This is a genomic window from Paenibacillus sp. FSL L8-0638 (assembly GCF_038593075.1).
Lineage (GTDB): Bacteria > Bacillota > Bacilli > Paenibacillales > Paenibacillaceae > Paenibacillus > Paenibacillus polymyxa_D.
The window spans coordinates 4,343,484-4,362,366 of record NZ_CP151960.1 but is presented as its reverse complement, the minus strand read 5'-3'; the positions used below and the strand labels follow the sequence as shown (position 1 = coordinate 4,362,366).

At 47.7% G+C, this 18,883-nt stretch carries 14 protein-coding genes and 1 riboswitch; of the genes, 11 read left to right on the top strand and 3 right to left on the bottom strand.

Annotation, left to right across the window (positions count from 1 at the left end):
* The 9 genes from galE (at position 1) to ptsP (ending at position 11,715) form a co-directional block, all read left to right on the top strand.
* Positions 1-990 (top strand): UDP-glucose 4-epimerase GalE, encoded by a 990-nt coding sequence (gene galE, locus MKY35_RS19425; RefSeq protein ID WP_029515709.1) that lies wholly within the window; start codon positions 1-3, stop codon positions 988-990.
* A gap of 17 nt (positions 991-1,007) precedes the next feature.
* Positions 1,008-2,651 (top strand): UDP-glucose--hexose-1-phosphate uridylyltransferase, encoded by a 1,644-nt coding sequence (locus tag MKY35_RS19420; protein ID WP_342444590.1) that lies wholly within the window; start codon positions 1,008-1,010, stop codon positions 2,649-2,651.
* Positions 2,652-2,835: 184 nt separating this feature from the next.
* The gene (locus MKY35_RS19415; RefSeq protein ID WP_069012479.1) at positions 2,836-3,999 is read left to right on the top strand and encodes an iron-containing alcohol dehydrogenase; all 1,164 of its coding nucleotides are present in this window, start codon (positions 2,836-2,838) and stop codon (positions 3,997-3,999) included.
* A 173-nt stretch (positions 4,000-4,172) separates the two neighbouring features.
* On the top strand, positions 4,173-4,691 hold the full coding sequence (locus MKY35_RS19410) for a protease (RefSeq protein WP_342444589.1): 519 nt from the start codon (positions 4,173-4,175) through the stop codon (positions 4,689-4,691).
* A gap of 48 nt (positions 4,692-4,739) precedes the next feature.
* On the top strand, positions 4,740-6,275 hold the full coding sequence (locus MKY35_RS19405; RefSeq protein WP_039272892.1) for a flotillin family protein: 1,536 nt from the start codon (positions 4,740-4,742) through the stop codon (positions 6,273-6,275).
* A 189-nt stretch (positions 6,276-6,464) separates the two neighbouring features.
* On the top strand, positions 6,465-7,313 hold the full coding sequence (locus tag MKY35_RS19400; protein WP_311079420.1) for a PRD domain-containing protein: 849 nt from the start codon (positions 6,465-6,467) through the stop codon (positions 7,311-7,313).
* Between the two features lie 265 nt (positions 7,314-7,578).
* Positions 7,579-9,624, top strand: a complete 2,046-nt coding sequence (gene ptsG / locus MKY35_RS19395) for a glucose-specific PTS transporter subunit IIBC (RefSeq protein ID WP_069012482.1) — start codon at positions 7,579-7,581, stop codon at positions 9,622-9,624.
* Positions 9,625-9,734: 110 nt separating this feature from the next.
* Positions 9,735-10,010: an HPr family phosphocarrier protein gene (locus MKY35_RS19390; protein WP_013372579.1), complete on the top strand. Its 276-nt coding sequence runs from the start codon at positions 9,735-9,737 to the stop codon at positions 10,008-10,010.
* Entirely contained in the window at positions 10,003-11,715 is a 1,713-nt protein-coding gene (gene ptsP, locus MKY35_RS19385) for a phosphoenolpyruvate--protein phosphotransferase (RefSeq protein ID WP_029515702.1), read from the top strand. Before MKY35_RS19390 ends, ptsP begins: the two co-directional genes overlap by 8 nt.
* 118 nt (positions 11,716-11,833) lie before the next feature.
* On the opposite strand, the gene gcvPB is transcribed toward ptsP, so the two are convergent.
* The 3 genes from gcvPB to gcvT form a co-directional block, all read right to left on the bottom strand.
* The gene (gcvPB, locus tag MKY35_RS19380; protein WP_342444588.1) at positions 11,834-13,330 is read right to left on the bottom strand and encodes an aminomethyl-transferring glycine dehydrogenase subunit GcvPB; all 1,497 of its coding nucleotides are present in this window, start codon (positions 13,328-13,330) and stop codon (positions 11,834-11,836) included.
* Positions 13,327-14,682, bottom strand: coding sequence for an aminomethyl-transferring glycine dehydrogenase subunit GcvPA (gcvPA, locus tag MKY35_RS19375; protein ID WP_342444587.1), 1,356 nt, complete (start codon positions 14,680-14,682; stop codon positions 13,327-13,329). The genes gcvPB and gcvPA overlap by 4 nt, the downstream gene beginning before the upstream one ends.
* 127 nt (positions 14,683-14,809) lie before the next feature.
* The gene (gene gcvT, locus MKY35_RS19370; RefSeq protein WP_342444586.1) at positions 14,810-15,910 is read right to left on the bottom strand and encodes a glycine cleavage system aminomethyltransferase GcvT; all 1,101 of its coding nucleotides are present in this window, start codon (positions 15,908-15,910) and stop codon (positions 14,810-14,812) included.
* A 176-nt stretch (positions 15,911-16,086) separates the two neighbouring features.
* Positions 16,087-16,278: riboswitch (glycine riboswitch) on the bottom strand.
* A gap of 301 nt (positions 16,279-16,579) precedes the next feature.
* Between gcvT and gcvH the strand changes: the two genes are divergently transcribed.
* Both gcvH and MKY35_RS19360 read left to right on the top strand, forming a co-directional pair.
* Entirely contained in the window at positions 16,580-16,972 is a 393-nt protein-coding gene (gene gcvH, locus MKY35_RS19365) for a glycine cleavage system protein GcvH (RefSeq protein ID WP_029515698.1), read from the top strand.
* Positions 16,973-17,399: 427 nt separating this feature from the next.
* On the top strand, positions 17,400-18,878 hold the full coding sequence (locus tag MKY35_RS19360) for a PTS mannitol transporter subunit IICB (protein ID WP_322252119.1): 1,479 nt from the start codon (positions 17,400-17,402) through the stop codon (positions 18,876-18,878).
* The last annotated feature ends 5 nt before the right edge of the window (positions 18,879-18,883 follow it).

Below are 18,883 nucleotides of genomic sequence, written 5' to 3'. Positions count from 1 at the left end.
ATGGCCATTTTAGTAACAGGTGGAGCAGGATATATCGGTTCACATACCGTAGCAGAATTGTTGAATCTGGGAGAAGAAGTTGTGGTGCTGGATAATTTGCAAACAGGGCACAAAGCAGCGTTGCTTGGGGGCAAGTTGTATGAAGGGGATTTGAGGGATAAAGAATTACTGTCCAAACTGTTCTCTGAAAATAGTATCGATGCAGTTATCCATTTTGCAGCCAACTCGCTGGTTGGAGAAAGTATGCAAAATCCTGGTAAATATTACGACAACAATGTATTTGGCACGCTGAGCTTGTTGGAGGCGATGAAAGATGCCGGAGTGCGCCGAATTGTATTTTCCTCTACTGCGGCTACCTACGGCGAACCGGAGAAGGTGCCGATTGAAGAGGGTGACCGTACAGAGCCAACCAACGTGTATGGTGAAACAAAGCTGATGATGGAGCGCATGATGTCGTGGTTTGATAAAGTTTTAGGCATCAAATATGTGTCTTTACGGTATTTTAATGCGGCTGGTGCGCATGAGAGCGGCAAGATCGGCGAAGATCACCGACCAGAAAGTCATCTGATCCCATTGGTGCTCCAGACAGCCTTGAAACAGCGTCCACACATCGCTGTGTTTGGTGAGGACTATGCGACACCTGACGGCACATGTGTTCGGGATTACATTCACGTAAGTGATCTGGCGGATGCTCATGTGCGTGCAGTAAATTATTTGCGCGAAGGCAATGACAGCAACGTGTTCAATCTGGGCAACGGACAGGGCTTCTCTGTGAAAGAAGTAATTGAGACAGCACGCAAGGTCACCGGGCTCGAGATTCCAGTTGTGACAGAACCTCGCCGCGCAGGCGATCCAGCGATATTGGTTGCATCTTCTGACAAGGCTCGTTCGGTGTTGGGCTGGAGTCCAGCGCGTACCCAACTGGAGGATATTATTAGCGGAGCATGGGGATGGCATCAGTCGCACCCTCACGGCTACGGCGACGAATAGACGGGAGACGATGACATATGAGCGAGCGCCAATCTGCAGATAAAGGCCAAGGCCGGGAACATTCCCGGCATCTGGCCCATGACATCGACGAAACTGTACAGCAGTCGGCTCTATATGCGGTGGAGCAACTGGTTGCATTCGCACAAAATAAGGGCTTGATCGGTCCGCAAGACACAGATTACAGCCGTAATTTGTTATTGGATCAGTTTGGTTTTTCCGAGCCTTATTCAGGTAGGGATGTAGGGGGCATTATGGCCCCTGAAGCCCTCCAGCCTGTGCTTAATGTATTGATAGATTATGGTTTTGCCATAGGCCTTATCCCCGAAAACACAGATACGTATCGTGATTTGCTGGATTCCAAAATTATGGGACTACTGATGGCGAGACCATCTGAAGTCATCCGTGACTTTCATCAAACGGAGGCTGAACGTGGCATAGAGGCGGCGACTGATGCTTTTTATCAATTATCTATCGATTCGAACTACATCCGAATGGATCGGGTTGCCAGCAATGTGTACTGGAATCAGTCGACATCTTACGGAGATATGGAAATTACGATTAATTTGTCCAAGCCAGAAAAAAGTCCCAAGGAAATTGCGATGGCGAAGCTTTTGCCGCCGCCTGTTTATCCCAAGTGTCAATTATGCCGTGAAAACGTCGGATATGCAGGAAGAGTAAATCATCCGTCCCGTCAAAATTTGCGTATCATTCCGGTGGAATTGAATGGGGAACCGTGGTTTTTTCAATATTCACCCTATGTGTATTACAACGAGCATTGCATCGTGTTCCATCATAATCATGTACCGATGAAGCTCACGAAGGATACACTGCGCCGATTACTGGCCTTTACGAAAGCGTTTCCGCATTATTTTATTGGCTCCAATGCGGATCTGCCGATTGTCGGCGGATCGATTCTGACCCATGATCATTTTCAGGGTGGTCGTCATACATTCCCAATTGAAAAAGCGGGTGTGGACGGCGTATACCATAATGAAGCGTTCCCGCAGGTTACAGCAGGGATTGTAAATTGGCCGATGTCGGTCATCCGTTTTACGTCAACAGATGCCGAGGCGCTGTTGGAAGCGGGAAATGCTGCTTTTGAAGCCTGGAAAGCTTATAGTGATCCTGTAGCTGATGTCCTCTCTCATACAGAGCAAGAGGGGGAAACGATTCCGCATAATACTGTGACGCCGATTGTGCGCCGTGATTCCGAAGGCAGGTATCAGATGGATCTCGTACTGCGCAACAACCGAACGAGTGAAGAATACCCGGAAGGTATTTTCCATCCTCACCGCGAGATGCATCACATCAAGAAGGAAAATATCGGTCTGATCGAAGTTATGGGACTTGCCATATTACCGGGGCGGCTCAAGGATGAACTGGATGGAATTGCAGATATTTTGTGTGGGGATGACAAACTGGCTGTGGCTGTACAGCAAGAAGGACATCCGCTGTTTAAGCATGCAGACTGGATTTACCAGTTAAACACTCGGTTCGGTCGTTTGCCTGACAAGGAGACGGCTGTTCGTACCATACAAAATGAGGTTGGACTGAAATTCAGTGAAATTTTAGAGCATGCAGGAGTGTATAAACGGAATCCGTCCGGACAGCAGGCCTTTGGTCGTTTTATGAAACAATTGGGATATACTTTGGGAGAATAAAATTGCTTGCGAAGCACATACTATACTACGAGAACCCTCCCAAGATATGACATGGAACCATGCTCCTCAAGGAGTGTGGTTTTTTTCTGAAAACAAAGCAGATTTGTTTCCTGTAACCGAAAAGGTTATAATAGAGTAGTTTCTTAATATTAAACTTTAGAACTATTGGAGGCGAGCGTTTGCGATGAAAGCATTCGAATTTTATAATCCTACACAATTGATCTTCGGTAAAGGACAATTGGAGGCTCTCAAGCGTGAAGTTCCTAAATATGGTAAACGTGTACTGCTTGTATATGGCGGCGGCAGCATTAAGCGCAGCGGCTTGTATGATAATGTAATAGGTTTGCTTGGTGAAATCGGTGCAGAGGTAACGGAACTGGCTGGTGTGGAACCGAATCCTCGCTTATCTACAGTACATAAAGGCGTGGAATTGTGTAAAACACATCAAATCGACCTCGTTCTGGCTGTAGGAGGCGGTAGTGTGCTGGATTGTTCCAAAGCCATTGCTGTTGGTGCAAAATATGATGGCGACATGTGGGATTTTGCAGAGCGTAAAGCGGCACCACAGGCAGCATTGCCATTAGGTACGGTTTTAACTATGGCAGCCACTGGTTCTGAAATGAATGCGGGTTCTGTTATTACAAATGAAAAAACACAGGAAAAATTGGGCTGGGGCAGCGTATTTGCGTTCCCTGCGTTTTCTATTCTTGATCCAGTGAACACATACTCACTGCCGCAAAATCAAACGGTTTACGGAATCGTAGATATGATGTCACATACGCTGGAGCATTATTTCCATCTGGAATCCAATACTCCGGTCCAACTTGGCTGGTGCGAAACGATTTTGCGTACGGTCATGGATGCGGCTCCAGGTCTGGTCAACGATCTGGAAAACTACGAGCTGCGTGAAACAATTATGTATTGTGGTACGATGGCGCTGAACGGCTTCCTGAACATGGGGCTAACAGGCGACTGGGCTACTCATAATATCGAACATGCTGTGTCTGCTGTTTATGATATTCCACATGGTGGAGGACTGGCTATTCTGTTCCCGAACTGGATGAAACACAATCTGCATGTGAAGCCTGAACGCTTCAAACAACTGGCGGTCAATGTGTTCCATGTAAACCCAGAAGGCAAGAGTGATGAAGAAGTGGCGCTGGAAGGTATTCAGGCGTTGCGTGATTTCTGGAACTCGATTGGTGCACCAAGCCGTCTGGCTGATTACGAGATTGATGCGTCCAAAATCGATGTTATGGCTGATAAAGCTGTGAAATTCGGATCTTTTGGTGGCTTTAACAAGCTCAATCGCGAAGATGTAGTCGAAATTTACAAAGCATCCCTGTAAAACGACATTTGTATCATTTAAAGCACGTTTGTGCGTCATTAGACGTACGAACGTGCTTTTTTGGGTTTGATTTGGGATATGGAGGAAAATTTTGAAACTTTTTTAGGTTGAATACGTAAACATAGTTATAGACTGGAAACCAGACTGAAAAGGTACATGGAAGGAGGAGTCGCATGGAAACCATATTTTGGTGGCTATTGGCAGGAGGCGCTATCTTTACCGTGGTCAGTGTGCTGATCGGGGATGTACTCGGTAGTTGGCTGGATGGTGCATTGGAGCTGCCGGGCCTTGATTGGTTCAGACCTGTCGTTTTACTTGGAGCCATGACCGCTTTTGGCGGAGCTGGAGTACTGCTGACAAAGTATACCGGGCTGAGCACGGGATGGGTCGTCGCGCTTGCTTTAGGGATTTCGTTTGTCATCGGAATACTCGTGTTCTTTGCGTTTATCAAACCCATGGCGAATTCGGAGGTATCCAGCGGCTTCTCCATGCGTGAGCTGACTGGCCGGATTGGTGAGGTTACCATTCCTGTACCTGAGGTTGGTTACGGGGAGGTTATGATCCGCTTGGGTGCAGGCAACACCATACATACAGCATCGAGCTTCGATCACAAACCGCTTGCTGCGGGAACCCGTATCGTCGTGGTTGAGGTCGCAGAGGGCGTCGTCCGCGTAGCGTACCTGGACACCTAGACGGCGCATTCGCTTAACTTGAAGGGAGCGTGATCGGGAGTGTCAAATTTGCAAGATATTGTGTTGGTCCCTGGGATTGTTGTTATCGTTATCGTCATATTAGGGATCGCTTTTTGGGCCCGCTACAAAACAGTAGGGCCGGATGAAGGGATGATCGTGACGGGTTCTTTTCTGGGAAATAAAAATATTTCCGAGGATGACTCTGGACGTAAAATTAAAATTGTACGCGGCGGGGGGGCCTTCATTTGGCCTATTTTCCAGCAGTCCGAATTCATCTCTCTGTTGTCCCATAAACTGGACGTAACCACACCGGAAGTGTATACGGAGCAAGGAGTTCCCGTGATTGCGGATGGTGTGGCGATCATCAAGGTCGGCAGTTCTATTGAAGATGTGGCTACAGCAGCCGAGCAGTTCATCGGGAAGCCACTGGAGGCTCTTAGGGGAGAGGCTCAGGAAGTGCTGGAAGGGCATTTACGCGCAATCCTCGGCTCGATGACAGTGGAGGAAGTATATCGTAATCGGGATCGGTTTGCGCAGGAAGTACAGGGCGTGGCTGCTCGTGATCTAAAAAAAATGGGCTTGCAAATCGTTTCATTCACCATCAAAGATGTGCGTGATAAGCACGGATATCTGGATGCGCTTGGTAAGCCGAGAATTGCCGCTGTGAAACGGGATGCTGAGATTGCGGAAGCCGAAGCTGTGCGGGATGCCCGGATTCAGAAGGCGCGTGCGGAACAGGAAGGCCAGAAGGCCGAACTGCTGCGAGATACCAACATTGCCGAGGCAGCCAAAGAGAAAGAACTGAAAGTGGCTTCGTTTAAAAAAGAACAGGATACAGCGAAGGCAGAAGCCGATCAGGCTTATCACATCCAGGAGGCCCGTGCCAAGCAGACTGCCGTCGAGGAGCAGATGAAGGTCGAGCTGGTGCGCAAAGAACGGGAAATTGACCTTCAATCCAAGGAAATACAGGTACGTGAAAAGCAATATGATGCGGAAGTGAAAAAGAAGGCAGAAGCCGATCGGTATGCGGTCGAACAAGCGGCGGAAGCAGATAAATCGCGTAAAATGCGTGAGGCTGAATCACTGCAATACTCGATTGAGACACAGGCTAAAGCGTCAGCTGAACAAAAACGTCTAAACGGGCAAGCAGAAGCGGATGCCGAACGCGCCAAAGGTACGGCAGACGCAGATGTCATCCGTTTGCGTGGACTTGCAGAAGCGGAGGCCAAGGAAAAACTGGCGGAGGCGTTCCAGAAGTTTGGAGAGGCTGCCGTGCTCGATATTATCGTAAAAATGCTGCCTGAGCTGGCTGGACGTATTGCCGAACCGATTGCGTCCATCGATAAACTCACCGTAGTTGATACAGGAAAAGGAGAAGGAGCAGCGCGTGTCAGCAATTATGTCACCGAACTGATGGCTACGGCGCCCGAGATGCTGAAGAGTGTATCCGGTATTGATGTGGAACAGTTAATCAAGGGGCTGACCACTGGGAAAAAAGGCCTTCATTCCGTGCCGTCCTCCGGTGAAGCGAACAAGCAGCCTCTTCCAGCCTCGGTGGAGGCAGCACTAACAGATAAAGAATAACGATAAGTCTTTGGGAGCTTCTATCCCTAACCAAAAGACCGCTTTTCATCACAGCATTTTCCGGCAATGTGATGAAAAGCGTTTTCTTTTTATTGACCTTTAGCCGAATATTTGGTACTTTAACGTGGATTCCTCTGAGCTTCATGCTATAATTCTTAGGATCAAGGTTCTGATAAAAGAGGTGCGGATGTGAGCAGCCTAAAAGTGGCCAAAGCGCTGAATAACAATGTGATTATAGGAATGCACCCCGAGCATGATGAGGTTGTCGTGATTGGAAAAGGAATCGGTTTCAATCGCAGACCCGGCGATCTTATGCCGTTGGATTCAGTTGAAAAATTATTTATATTAAAAAGCCATGAAGAACAGGAGCAATACAAACGGTTGCTTCCTGAGCTGGATGAAAAGCTCATCGAGGTCATCGGTGAGGTGCTTCATCTTGTTCAGCTTCAAGCAAAGAAGCCTCTAAATGAGCACATTCTGATTGCTTTAACTGACCATATCGCTTTTTCCATCAACCGTCATAAACAGGGAATTACGATTCATAATCCGTTTTTGTATGAGACTAGGGAAATATATCCTCAGGAATACAAGATGGCTGAGCAGGCTGTTGCTTTAATCAGGGATAAGATGAATGTAGATCTGGGAGAAGATGAAATCGGATTCGTGGCCCTGCATATTTATAGCGCCATGACAAACCAGCATATTTCCGAGGTTAGGAAGGATTCTCGTCTGATTGCTGATATGGTTCAGGTTGTCGAGACGACACTGGATTATCGAATTCCTCTCCAATCCCTTGATTATTCTCGACTGCTGACTCATCTGAGGTTTGCGATTGAACGTGTGCGCCGGGGAGAGATTGTGCAGGAAATTTATCGATTGGACAAGCTTTTGAATGAAGAATATCCAGAAATGTATATGCTGTCCTGGAAACTGACGAAGATTATGGAGAAAAGGCTACGTAAACCTGTTTATCCGGCTGAGGTTAGTTATTTGACAATGCATCTGCAACGGTTGTCTCAACGCAAAGAGCAGGGGTAGCAACAAAAAGTGATAAAACCGGAATAAAAAAGTATTGCCTCGCATTTAGCGGGGTGCTATAATCAATTCTGCAATGAGGAAGACAACAACTGAACATTTAACGTGTTACTGATTCGATCAGGCATGAGTTGTTTTAAGTTATGATTGTTTACAGCCTACTGGGGTAAGCTATATCCCAAGGTTGTTTTCAAACATACTTAAATCGGCTCATGCCTTTTTTGTTGTTTTGCCTCTGTTCTAAATTTCAGAGAAGGATGTGGAAGGTATGTTTAAAAAGCTTTTCGGCGTTTTACAGCGTGTCGGTAAAGCATTAATGCTTCCTGTAGCGATTTTGCCAGCTGCGGGGCTTTTATTGGGTATCGGTAACATGCTGGTCAATCCTGATTTTCTCCAGTACATTCCGGCATTAAATGCGGGCTGGGTTCAATCGGTTGCGACGATCATGATGAATGCCGGACAAATCGTTTTTGATAATCTGGCACTGTTGTTCGCAGTCGGCGTAGCCGTCGGTCTAGCGGGCGGTGAAGGTGTAGCAGGTTTGGCTGCCATCATCGGTTACCTCGTTATGAACATTACTCTGGGTACAGCCGTGGGTGTCACACCTGGTCTGATTGCTCAAAAAATACCGGGTTATGCGAACGTGTTGGGAATTCCAACGCTTCAAACCGGGGTGTTCGGCGGGATAATCATCGGTATACTGGCCGCAGCCATGTACAACCGCTTTTTCAAAATTGAGCTTCCTTCGTATCTGGGCTTTTTCGCGGGTAAGCGTTTCGTTCCAATTGCAACGGCGGTATCCTCACTTATTGTCGGACTAGCACTGGTTCTGATCTGGCCTCCAGTTCAACAAGGACTTAACGCAGTATCTCACTTTATGGTGTATTCCAACCCGACTTTGTCGGCGTTCCTGTTCGGGGTTATCGAACGCGCGCTGATTCCATTTGGTTTGCATCACATTTGGTATTCACCGTTCTGGTTTGAGTTTGGTGAATATGTTAACAAAGCAGGTCAAACCGTTCACGGTGACCAGCAGATCTTCTTCAGCCAGCTTCGCGACGGAGTGGCTTTGACAGCAAGTACGTTCCAAGTGGGTAAATTCCCATTCATGATGTTCGGTTTGCCAGCAGCAGCGCTTGCGATGTACCATGAAGCAAGACCAGAACACAAAAAATATGTAGCAGGTATTATGGGTTCAGCAGCATTGACTTCGTTCTTGACAGGTATTACGGAGCCACTGGAATTTTCCTTCCTGTTCGTAGCTCCACTGCTGTTTGCAGTACACTGTATATTCGCAGGTCTGTCATTTATGACCATGCAAATTTTACATGTCAAAATCGGTATGACCTTCTCAGGCGGATTTATTGACTTCCTGATTTTCGGGATTATTCCAACCCGTACGCCTTGGTGGTATGTAATCATCGTCGGTCTGATTTTGGCAGTTATTTACTACTTCGGATTCCGATTCATCATACGGAAATTCAACTTGAAAACACCAGGGCGTGAAGAAGCCACAGAAAATGTGGATGGCGCAGCAACTGGTAGTAGTGACGAGCTCCCACACAACATTTTGGCAGCTTTCGGCGGTTCATCGAATATCAAGCATCTGGATGCTTGTATCACACGTCTTCGGATCGAGGTTAATGAGAAATCGAACGTTGACAAAGCTCGTCTGAAACAACTTGGCGCATCGGGTGTCCTTGAAGTCGGTAACAACGTACAGGCAATTTTCGGTACACGTTCCGACACCATTAAAACTCAAATGGCTGATATCATGGCTGGACGTACACCTGCACCAGCTCCGGCGCAACCTGCTCCACAAGAGGAGAAGGAAGCTGGAGAAGAACAACAAACCATTATTGTAGAAGATATTGTAATGCCTGTTAACGGCGAATTGGTTGATATCTCGACGGTTCCCGATCCGGTATTTGCAGAACGTATGACAGGTGACGGCTTTGCGGTCGTGCCGAATGATGGAACGATTGTGTCCCCTGTTTACGGCAAAGTATTCAATGTATTCCCGAGCAAGCATGCGGTTGGTATCCAATCCGATGGCGGTAAAGAAGTGCTTGTTCATATCGGGGTGAATACAGTGAAGCTTAAAGGTCAAGGATTTGACGTTTTGGTGAACGAAGGCGATCTTGTGTCAGCTGGCCAGCCTATTATGAAAGTAGACCTGGAATACGTGAAGGCAAACGCTAAATCCATCATCTCACCTGTCATTTTTACTAACCTTCCTGAAGGTTCTTCGGTAACTTTAAACAAAACTGGAGTATTGAAGGCTGGCGAAGATGGTATAATTACGATAAAATAAACTCTATGTGTTTCGGATTAGTTGATTAGGCGGCTTAGGCCGTCTGATCAATTATTCGGTATACTGCGTGTAAACAAATATTATCTTTAGGAAAGTGGGAGGAACAAATTATGCAAACAACTTTTAGAATTACGGATGAAGACGGTATCCATGCACGTCCTGCAACTGCGCTGGTAAATACAGCTAACAAATTCAGCGGTGCTGAATCTTTTGCCGAAGCTAACGGTAAAAAAGTAACTTTGAAATCCATTCTGGGTGTATTGTCTCTGGGTCTGGAACAAGGCGATACTATTAACATTATCTGCGAAGGCGCTGAAGCTGCCGAAGCACTGAAAGCTCTTGAAAATGTAATCGTCAACGAAGGGCTGGGCGAAGTTCATGCTTAAGATTTCCGGGATTGCCGCTTCGGCAGGCATAGCCATTGCCCGGGCGTTTATCTTGGAGCATCCGAATTACGCTGTAGAGAGACGCGCGGTTGGTGATGTTGAAGCTGAAATCGCAAGATTGGATGCGGCTTTGGCACAATCTCAAACCGAATTGGAATCGATTAAGGAGAAAACACTTAAGGAGCTGGGAGAGAAAAAAGCAGAAATTTTTGCATCTCACCTGCTCATTTTGAATGATCCTGAATTGATCGATCCGGTTAAAGCTAAAATCAGAGACGAGCAGCTTAATGCTGACTATGCTTTGAATGAAGTAGCTACACAGTTCATCTCCATGTTTGAAAACATGAAAAGTGCCTATTTGCAAGAACGCGCATCGGACATGCGTGATGTAACCAAGCGGATCCTGAATCACCTGCTTGGTGTTCATTTTGTTAGTCCTGCAGAAATTGCCGAAGAAACGATTGTGCTTGCAGAAGATTTGACACCTTCCGACACAGCTCAGCTGAACCGTGAATTTGTTAAAGGTTTTGCAACGAATATCGGCGGACGTACTTCGCATTCGGCTATTATGGCTCGCTCACTTGAAATTCCTGCAGTTGTGGGAACGAAAAATATATTGTCTCAAGCTAAAAGCGGCGATTTGATTATCGTTGATGGTTTGGATGGTCACGTATTCGTGAACCCTACCGAAGAGATTGTTGCAGAATACCGTGCTAAACAAGTGGCATACGACAAGCAACGCGAAGAGTGGCGCAAGCTGCGCGGCGAAGCTACGGTTTCTGTCGATGGTGTCCATGTCGAACTGGCAGCCAATATTGGTACGCCTAATGATGTAGCTGGTGTCCTGGACAACGGTGGTGAAGGCGTTGGCTTGTACCGTACGGAGTTCTTGTACATGGGACGCGATAAGCTTCCATCCGAAGAAGTACAGTATACAGCGTACAAAACCGTTCTGGAAAGAATGGAAGGTAAACCGGTTGTAGTCCGTACTTTGGATATCGGTGGTGACAAAGAACTTCCTTATCTGGACCTGCCGAAAGAAATGAATCCGTTCCTCGGATTCCGTGCTATTCGCCTGTGTCTGGATCGCCAGGATATTTTCCGCACTCAATTGCGTGCTTTGTTGCGTGCGAGTGTGCATGGTAACTTGCGCATCATGTTCCCAATGATTGCTACGCTGAACGAATTCCGTGAAGCTAAAGCTGTTTTGTTGGAAGAAAAGGAAAAGTTGGTAGCTGAGGGTGTATCCGTATCCGAAGAAATTCAACTGGGCATCATGGTAGAAATTCCTTCTACAGCGGTATTGGCTGACCAATTCGCAAAAGAAGTAGATTTCTTCAGTATCGGTACAAACGATCTGATTCAATACACAATGGCAGCGGATCGCATGAACGAGCGGGTTTCTTACCTGTATCAACCATACAATCCATCCATTCTGCGCCTGGTGAAAATGGTTATTGATGCCGCTCACCGTGAAGGACGTTGGGTTGGTATGTGTGGCGAAATGGCAGGAGATACAACAGCAATTCCGTTGCTGCTGGGTCTCGGACTTGATGAGTTCAGTATGAGCGCTACTTCCATTCTGCCAGCACGTAGTCAAATTTCCAAGTTGTCCCGTGCGGACATGGAAAAACTGGCTACAAAAGCTCTGGACATGCAAACAGCAGAACAGGTTGTTGAATTGGTTCAAAGCATCGAAGGCTAAGGAAGGGTATTACATTTCAAAGGTTATATCTTTTTCCAACAAAAAATTGCTGTGTACATACAGCAGCCGGTATCTAATTAGATACCGGCTTTTTTGCATGCTTTAAGTAGAATTTGTTTTAACTGCATGAGCAATTCAGTACAGGTTTGCGGGCTGCGGTAGTTTCGTCCAATCGTGTGACTGGAGTAGTATATGGTGCATTGAGCACCAGCTCAGGGTTCTCTTCTGCTTCCCGCGCAATATGAATCATAGTGTCGACAAAAGCATCAAGTGTTTCCTTACTTTCCGTTTCCGTGGGCTCGATCATGATGCACTCCTCTACATTCAGCGGAAAGTAAATTGTAGGTGGATGGTAGCCGAAATCAAGCAGCCGTTTGGCTACATCAAGCGTGCGCACTCCAAATTTTTTCAAGCCTCGCCCCGACATTACGAATTCGTGTTTGCAATGTCCAGGGTAGGGCAGGTCAAAATGTGGAGCGAGCCGATGCATCATATAATTGGCATTGAGTACAGCGCATTCCGATACACGCTTTAAGCCATCAGGACCGTAGCTACGGATATAGGCATAGGCACGGACGAGAATACCGAAGTTCCCGTAAAAGGCTTTAACCCGTCCAATAGAATCTCCCAGTTCCCGGTCCCAGTGGTACACCCCCTGTGGATCCCGTACGACAAGCGGCTTGGGCAAATAAGGGATGAGCCGTTGCATTACGCCGACAGGCCCAGCGCCGGGGCCACCGCCACCGTGCGGGGTACTCATCGTTTTGTGCAAATTGAGATGCACTACATCGAAGCCCATATCTCCGGGACGGGTAATCCCCATGATGGCGTTGGAGTTCGCCCCGTCATAGTAGAGCAGACCCCCCGCGTCATGCACGATGGCAGCAATGTCAGTGATTTGCTTCTCGAACAGCCCAAGCGTGTTCGGGTTGGTCAGCATGAGTGCAGCGGTATCGTTGCCTACGGCTTGACGCAGCGCATCCAGATCCACTAGCCCCTCAGGGGTGGAAGGAAGGGTGACTGTTTCGAAGCCTGCGACGGTTGCACTGGCGGGGTTCGTTCCGTGCGACGAATCCGGCACGAGCACCTTGGTACGTCGCTCACTACGTGCTTCGTGGTATGAGCGAATCATCATCAGCCCGGTCCATTCGCCATGGGCGCCCGCGGCGGGCTGAAGCGTGACGGCATCCATGCCAGTTAACGCAGCCAAATCATTTTGGAGCGTATGCAGCAACTCCATGGCACCCTGGATGCTCTCCTCGGGCTGATATGGATGGATTTTGGCGAAGCCTGTATATCGGGCGACATCCTCATTCACCTTCGGATTGTATTTCATCGTACAGGAGCCGAGCGGATAAAATCCATTGTCCACGCCAAAATTGCGCCGGGACAAGGCGGTATAATGCCGAATAACGTCTACTTCGTATACCTCGGGTAATGCTGCAGGTTCGCTGCGCAGCGCATAGTCTGGCAAAAGCTCTGCCACCGGGCGACGGGGAACGTCGCACTCGGGAAGGGAATAGGCGATGCGACCCGGACGGCTCAATTCAAAAATGAGCGCTTGATCGTGTTCCTTTAACAGCTCTTGTTTCTGATCCTGTCCGGTATGTGTCATAGCAATCCCCCCAAGGTGTGCACAAATTGGTCAATCTCTTCTTTGGTTCTTTGCTCCGTCACGGCAATCAACATGTGACCAGCAAGTTCCTCATAGTCCCGGCCCAAATCGTAGCCAGCGATAAATCCAGCAGCTAGCAGCTCGGTCTGGAGTCTGCTCATATCTGTACCCTCAGGCAGTCTAAGGGCAAACTCGTTAAAGGTTGGTGCGTTAAACGAGGCAGTTACGCCCTTCAAGCTCAGCAATTGCTCTAAGGCATACCGGCTTTTATGCAAATTTAGCTCGGCTACTTCCTTGATCCCCTGTCTACCCATAACAGATAAGTATACAGATGCAGATAAAGCTAGCAATGCTTGATTGGAACAAATGTTTGACGTGGCCTTTTCGCGGCGGATATGCTGTTCCCGCGCTTGCAAGGTCAGCACGAAGCCGCGTTTACCATTGCGATCAGTGGTCTGACCCACAATACGGCCGGGGATACGGCGCATATGTGCCTGAGAAACGGCAAAGTATCCACAGGTCGGACCGCCGAGAGAAGAGGAGATGCCAAGTGGCTGCGCGTCTCCTACCACAATATCCGCGCCCTGTTTGCCGGGTGTCTCCAGCAAGCCAAGTGCCAGTGGGTTGGCACTGACGACCAAAAGACCTTTGTACGCATGGATGAGATCAGCCATCGGCTTCAGGTTTTCCACGGCTCCGAAAAAGTTGGGGCTTTGGACCAAAACAGCCGCGGTCTGTTCCGATACGGCCGCCGCTAACGCATCAGCATCCGTTACGCCGTCCGAACAGCCGATCTCCACGATGTCCAAATCCAATCCGCGTGCATAGGCTGCCAATACCTGACGTGCCTCCGGATGGACGGACCTTGATACGATAAGCTGTTTACGGCGGGTAGCTGCGGCGGACAGTGAGCCTGCTTCCGCCAGTGCAGTCGCTCCGTCGTACATGCTGGCATTAGCTACAGCCATGCCCGTCAATTCGCAAATATACGACTGAAATTCGAAAATGGCTTGTAGCTCGCCTTGGCTTACTTCCGGCTGATAGGGGGTGTAGGCTGTATAGAATTCCGAGCGTGAAATGATGTGCTGGATGACGGACGGAATATGATGATCATAAATTCCTGCGCCAAGGAAGCTGGCATGTGTGTCTGTATTGGCGTTGTGTCCGGCCAGATCGGCCAAGTGGCGGGTCAAGGCTTTCTCATCGAGTCGAGAAGAAAGAGGGAGTTCCCCTTGATATCGAATGGCCTCTGGAATGTCACTGAACAAATCATCAATGGATGATACACCGACCACACGCAGCATTTCGGTTTGATCCTGTTCAGTCATAGGGAGATAACGATGCTGCTTCATAGGTTCTGACTCCTTTCGAAAAGCAAAATTTTAAATCCGTAAATGAGCTAATAAAAAAGTGTGAGATGAGAAACCCGGAAGTTCATATCTGACATGTTTGCTTTATAGAAATGAAAAGAGTTTAAGATCAGCGTGGGCGCTTATAAAAGGGGGCTGCCACCACCTCGGCACGCAGGCGTTTGCCACGAATCTCAACCTCCAGCGGTGTGGAGAGGGCGCTAAAACGACTGTCCACCAAGGCGAGGCCCAGATTACGCTTCAAGGAGGGCGACTGAGTCCCCGTTGTGACCTCACCGATGTGTTGTCCTTCTGCGAATACCGGATAATGGGCGCGTGGGATACCGCGGTCCATCATTTCTAGCCCGATCAATTTACGAGGAACCCCTTGTTCTTTTTGACGCTGAAGTGCTTCTCTACCGATAAAATCTCCTTTATTCAGCTTGACGAAGAATCCTAGACCGGCTTCGAGTGGTGAAATCGTGGCAGATAACTCCTGCCCGTATAGCGGCAACCGTGCCTCAAAGCGTAGTGTATCCCGAGCACCAAGTCCAGCGGGAATCAGCCCATACGACTCACCGGAACGAAGCAAACCCTCCCATACGGCGGGTGCTTCCGCGGCAGGTACGTAAAATTCAAAACCGTCTTCGCCCGTATATCCGGTTCGTGAGACGAGTGCTTTTGCTCCGAACAATGGCACGTTCTCATGAAAGTGGAAAGATGCCAGATTCGTAATATCCGTATCTGCCACGGCTGCGGCAATACGTGCTGCTTCCGGTCCCTGCAATGCCAGCAATGCTATTGCATCAGACACATTCTCCATGTGAACGGATGCAGGCACATGACGAAGTAACCAATCCCAATCCTTATCAATGTTGGAGGCGTTCACAACGAGCATGTAGCGCTCCGGTCCTTTGCAGTAAACAAGCAGGTCGTCTACTACACCTCCATCGGGGTAACACAGGAGTGAATATTGTGCCTGACCTGGTTCCAACTGGCTGACATCATTCGTGGTCACCCTTTGTAGAAAAGCTTCGGCCTCTTTGCCTTCAACCAAAAACTCACCCATATGCGATACATCGAATAAACCCGCACGTTGCCGGACGGCCTCATGCTCCTTTTGAATGCCGCTAAACTGAACGGGGAGCTCCCAGCCTCCAAAGTCAATACAACGAACCCCAGACTGCGTCTCGTAGGACGAATATAGCGGTGTTTTTCGCAAATTAGTCATGTTTCCACTCCTATCCGGTTTAATCGGCTAAACAAAAAAGACAGGCCGAAAAAAACGTATAGACAGCAGTCTATACTCTTTTTTCAGCTCTGTCCTTGATACCAGAAAGTTACCCCGGTATGTACCGGGTTTCCTCTTGGGTGATCCGCTCCAATAGCGAATGCTCTCCAGAGATGCGTCCGGCAGAGGTCCTTTTGCCTGAGAGATTCACCTGCAATGCAGGCTTACTCCTTCGGCGCTACCTTCGGGATCAGCAGTATATTACCTGGCTTTGCAGATAACAACTTGATCCGATTCGCGTGCACAACTGTCTCACAAGCGGCAACAGCTATGCGAATCTTTTTGGCAGTCTCTCCCTCTGCGTTCATCCGCGTTTGCAGTTGTCGGGGTGTTTCCCAAAGTATTTGCTATAACCCATTAATACGCAAATTCATTCAAAATGTCAATAAAAATGTCATCAAAAACAATAGAACAAACATTTAATATATAAATAAGGATATGTAAGCGTTTGTTATAAATTATTATATTTTTATATAGAGCGCTATAGGAGGTGATATGAAGTATTTTTGTTAGTATTATTGACATGAGTGTTCTTATTGTCATAATCTTAACCTGTCTAATACAGGTGAGCAAATGTGATTTTATTCATATGGAAGTGAGGGGAACAGAATGGGTGAAGTGAAGCAGCAACTTTGGTATACAGACGAACATGAGTGGGTTCAGCGGACAGAGAATGGAACGGTGCGGATTGGTATTACAGACTTTGCACAGCATCAACTGGGTGATATTGTTTTTGTAGAATTACCTGAGGCGGGAGTAACGATTGAGCAGGGAGCGGAGATCGGTACGATTGAATCGGTGAAGACGGTATCCGACCTTTTTGCTCCGGTGACGGGAACCATATTAAAAGTGAATGAAGCGCTGGAAGGTACACCTGAGCTAGTGAATGAATCTCCTTATGACAAAGGTTGGATGGTCGAAGTAGAGATGGATAAAGATGTGGAGGAAGCATTGGGCAAACTACTGTCGGCGGATCAGTATGAGCAGTTGATTTCGGAGTAATAAATAGAGCAATGCAGCATGAAATAATAGCGTGTTATTCGGAATTTTATATTGATTTTTAATTGAATAAGAGCATCGTTAGTTTGCTCGATTTTTGTATAAAATAGTCGCTATGATTTGACGTAGCGGCTATTTTTTTGTCTTTTTTTTGCAAACGTAATTACGTGTGTTGTTCTGATATAGAGGGTTGTCCCCATATAGGAATCATACATAATCCAGCGCGGTTTTTCGACTAATTTCTATAGCTACAGGTCATATTAAGAAGAATTATGCAGGTATAATATCTTCCCGGATAATTTAAATTTAAATGTTGTCATCAACGTTCATGACGAAAGTACGTTTTCATTTCGTTGATGAAGATAGCGCTGTCATTTAGTATGAATTTTAAGAAAAGGTAGTGATGCTTACCTACAAGGAGGATTTGAATATGAGTACATTGGACGCAAAGCCAAGTTCAAAAGGAGGCACTCGTGTCGCCGTACAGCGTTTTGGCCGTTTTCTTAGCGGTATGGTTATGCCCAATATGGGAGCCTTTATTGCGTGGGGGTTGATTACGGCACTCTTTATTCCGACCGGATGGTTCCCGAACGAAGGTTTTGCACAGTTGGTTGATCCGATGAAAAATTATTTGTTGCCGCTGCTGATCGGTTATACAGGGGGCACGATGATTCACGGACAGCGTGGAGGTGTGATCGGTGCCATCATGACGATGGGTGTCATAGTAGGAGCCGATATCCCGATGTTCCTGGGCGCGATGGTAGCTGGTCCGCTGGCTGCGTGGATATTGAAGAAGTTCGACAAGGCCATTGAAGGCAAAGTCAGATCAGGCTTTGAAATGCTGGTCAATAATTTTTCGGCCGGGATTATCGGTGCCATTCTAGCACTGCTTGCCCATGTGGCGATCGGCCCGGTTGTACAAATGATCAGTCAAGTGTTGTCGGCAGGGGTACAGTTCCTCGTGAACGCGGGGCTATTGCCGCTTGTCAACCTCATTATTGAGCCCGGAAAAGTATTATTTTTAAACAACGCGCTGAATCACGGAGTATTGAGTCCGATTGCGTTGGAGGAAGCTGCAAGAACAGGCAAATCCGTACTGTTCATGCTGGAATCCAACCCTGGGCCGGGGCTTGGTATTTTGCTGGCCTACTGTCTGTTCGGTAAAGGCTCTGCGAAGTCGTCAGCTCCTGGCGCAGTCATCATTCATTTTTTCGGCGGGATTCATGAAATTTATTTCCCTTATATTTTGATGAAGCCGATTCTGATTCTTGCAGCTATAGCTGGCGGTGTTGTGGGAACCTTCTGTTTCATGTTGACAGGTGCCGGACTGGTTGCTGCCCCTTCACCGGGTAGTATCATCGCCTATTTTCTAATGACGCCAAAAGGTGGATATTTGCCAATGCTGAGCGGGGTGATCGCTGCTGCGGTCGTATCCTTTGCTGTTGCAGCAGTGTTACTCAAGACAGGTAAGCAACAAGAAGAGGGGCTGGAGGAAGCTGCATCTCGCCTGAAAGATATGAAAAATCAAAGCAAGAGTGCCAGTGCTAACGCCACTGTAATGGAAGATAACCACGAATCTGATCGTGCTGCCGAGATTGTCGCAGATCGAACGCTCAAGGATAAATCCGAAGTGAACAAGATTGTCTTTTCCTGTGATGCAGGTATGGGTTCAAGCGCGATGGGTGCCTCGATTTTACGCAAAAAAATGAAGCAGGCGGGCGTAGGCGTAACAGTTACGAATACGGCAATCAGTGAAATTCCACAGGATGCGGATATTGTCATTACGCAAAAAACGTTGACAGACCGGGCTAAAACAGTAGCTCCGAAAGCTGAGCACATTTCCATTGACAATTTTTTGAAGAGTCCTGAATACGAAGCGCTGGTTGAACGTCTGAAATCCGATTCTTAATCCCC

Excerpts from the sequence above, each read along its gene's own strand:
- galE (WP_029515709.1), top strand. The coding sequence starts at position 1 with ATGGCCATTTTAGTAACAGGTGGAGCAGGATATATCGGTTCACATACC.
- MKY35_RS19420 (WP_342444590.1), top strand. The coding sequence starts at position 1,008 with ATGAGCGAGCGCCAATCTGCAGATAAAGGCCAAGGCCGGGAACATTCC.
- MKY35_RS19415 (WP_069012479.1), top strand. The coding sequence starts at position 2,836 with ATGAAAGCATTCGAATTTTATAATCCTACACAATTGATCTTCGGTAAA.
- MKY35_RS19410 (WP_342444589.1), top strand. The coding sequence starts at position 4,173 with ATGGAAACCATATTTTGGTGGCTATTGGCAGGAGGCGCTATCTTTACC.
- ptsG (WP_069012482.1), top strand. The coding sequence starts at position 7,579 with ATGTTTAAAAAGCTTTTCGGCGTTTTACAGCGTGTCGGTAAAGCATTA.
- MKY35_RS19390 (WP_013372579.1), top strand. The coding sequence starts at position 9,735 with ATGCAAACAACTTTTAGAATTACGGATGAAGACGGTATCCATGCACGT.
- ptsP (WP_029515702.1), top strand. The coding sequence starts at position 10,003 with ATGCTTAAGATTTCCGGGATTGCCGCTTCGGCAGGCATAGCCATTGCC.
- gcvPB (WP_342444588.1), bottom strand. The coding sequence starts at position 13,330 with ATGACACATACCGGACAGGATCAGAAACAAGAGCTGTTAAAGGAACAC.
- gcvPA (WP_342444587.1), bottom strand. The coding sequence starts at position 14,682 with ATGAAGCAGCATCGTTATCTCCCTATGACTGAACAGGATCAAACCGAA.
- gcvT (WP_342444586.1), bottom strand. The coding sequence starts at position 15,910 with ATGACTAATTTGCGAAAAACACCGCTATATTCGTCCTACGAGACGCAG.
- gcvH (WP_029515698.1), top strand. The coding sequence starts at position 16,580 with ATGGGTGAAGTGAAGCAGCAACTTTGGTATACAGACGAACATGAGTGG.
- MKY35_RS19360 (WP_322252119.1), top strand. The coding sequence starts at position 17,400 with ATGAGTACATTGGACGCAAAGCCAAGTTCAAAAGGAGGCACTCGTGTC.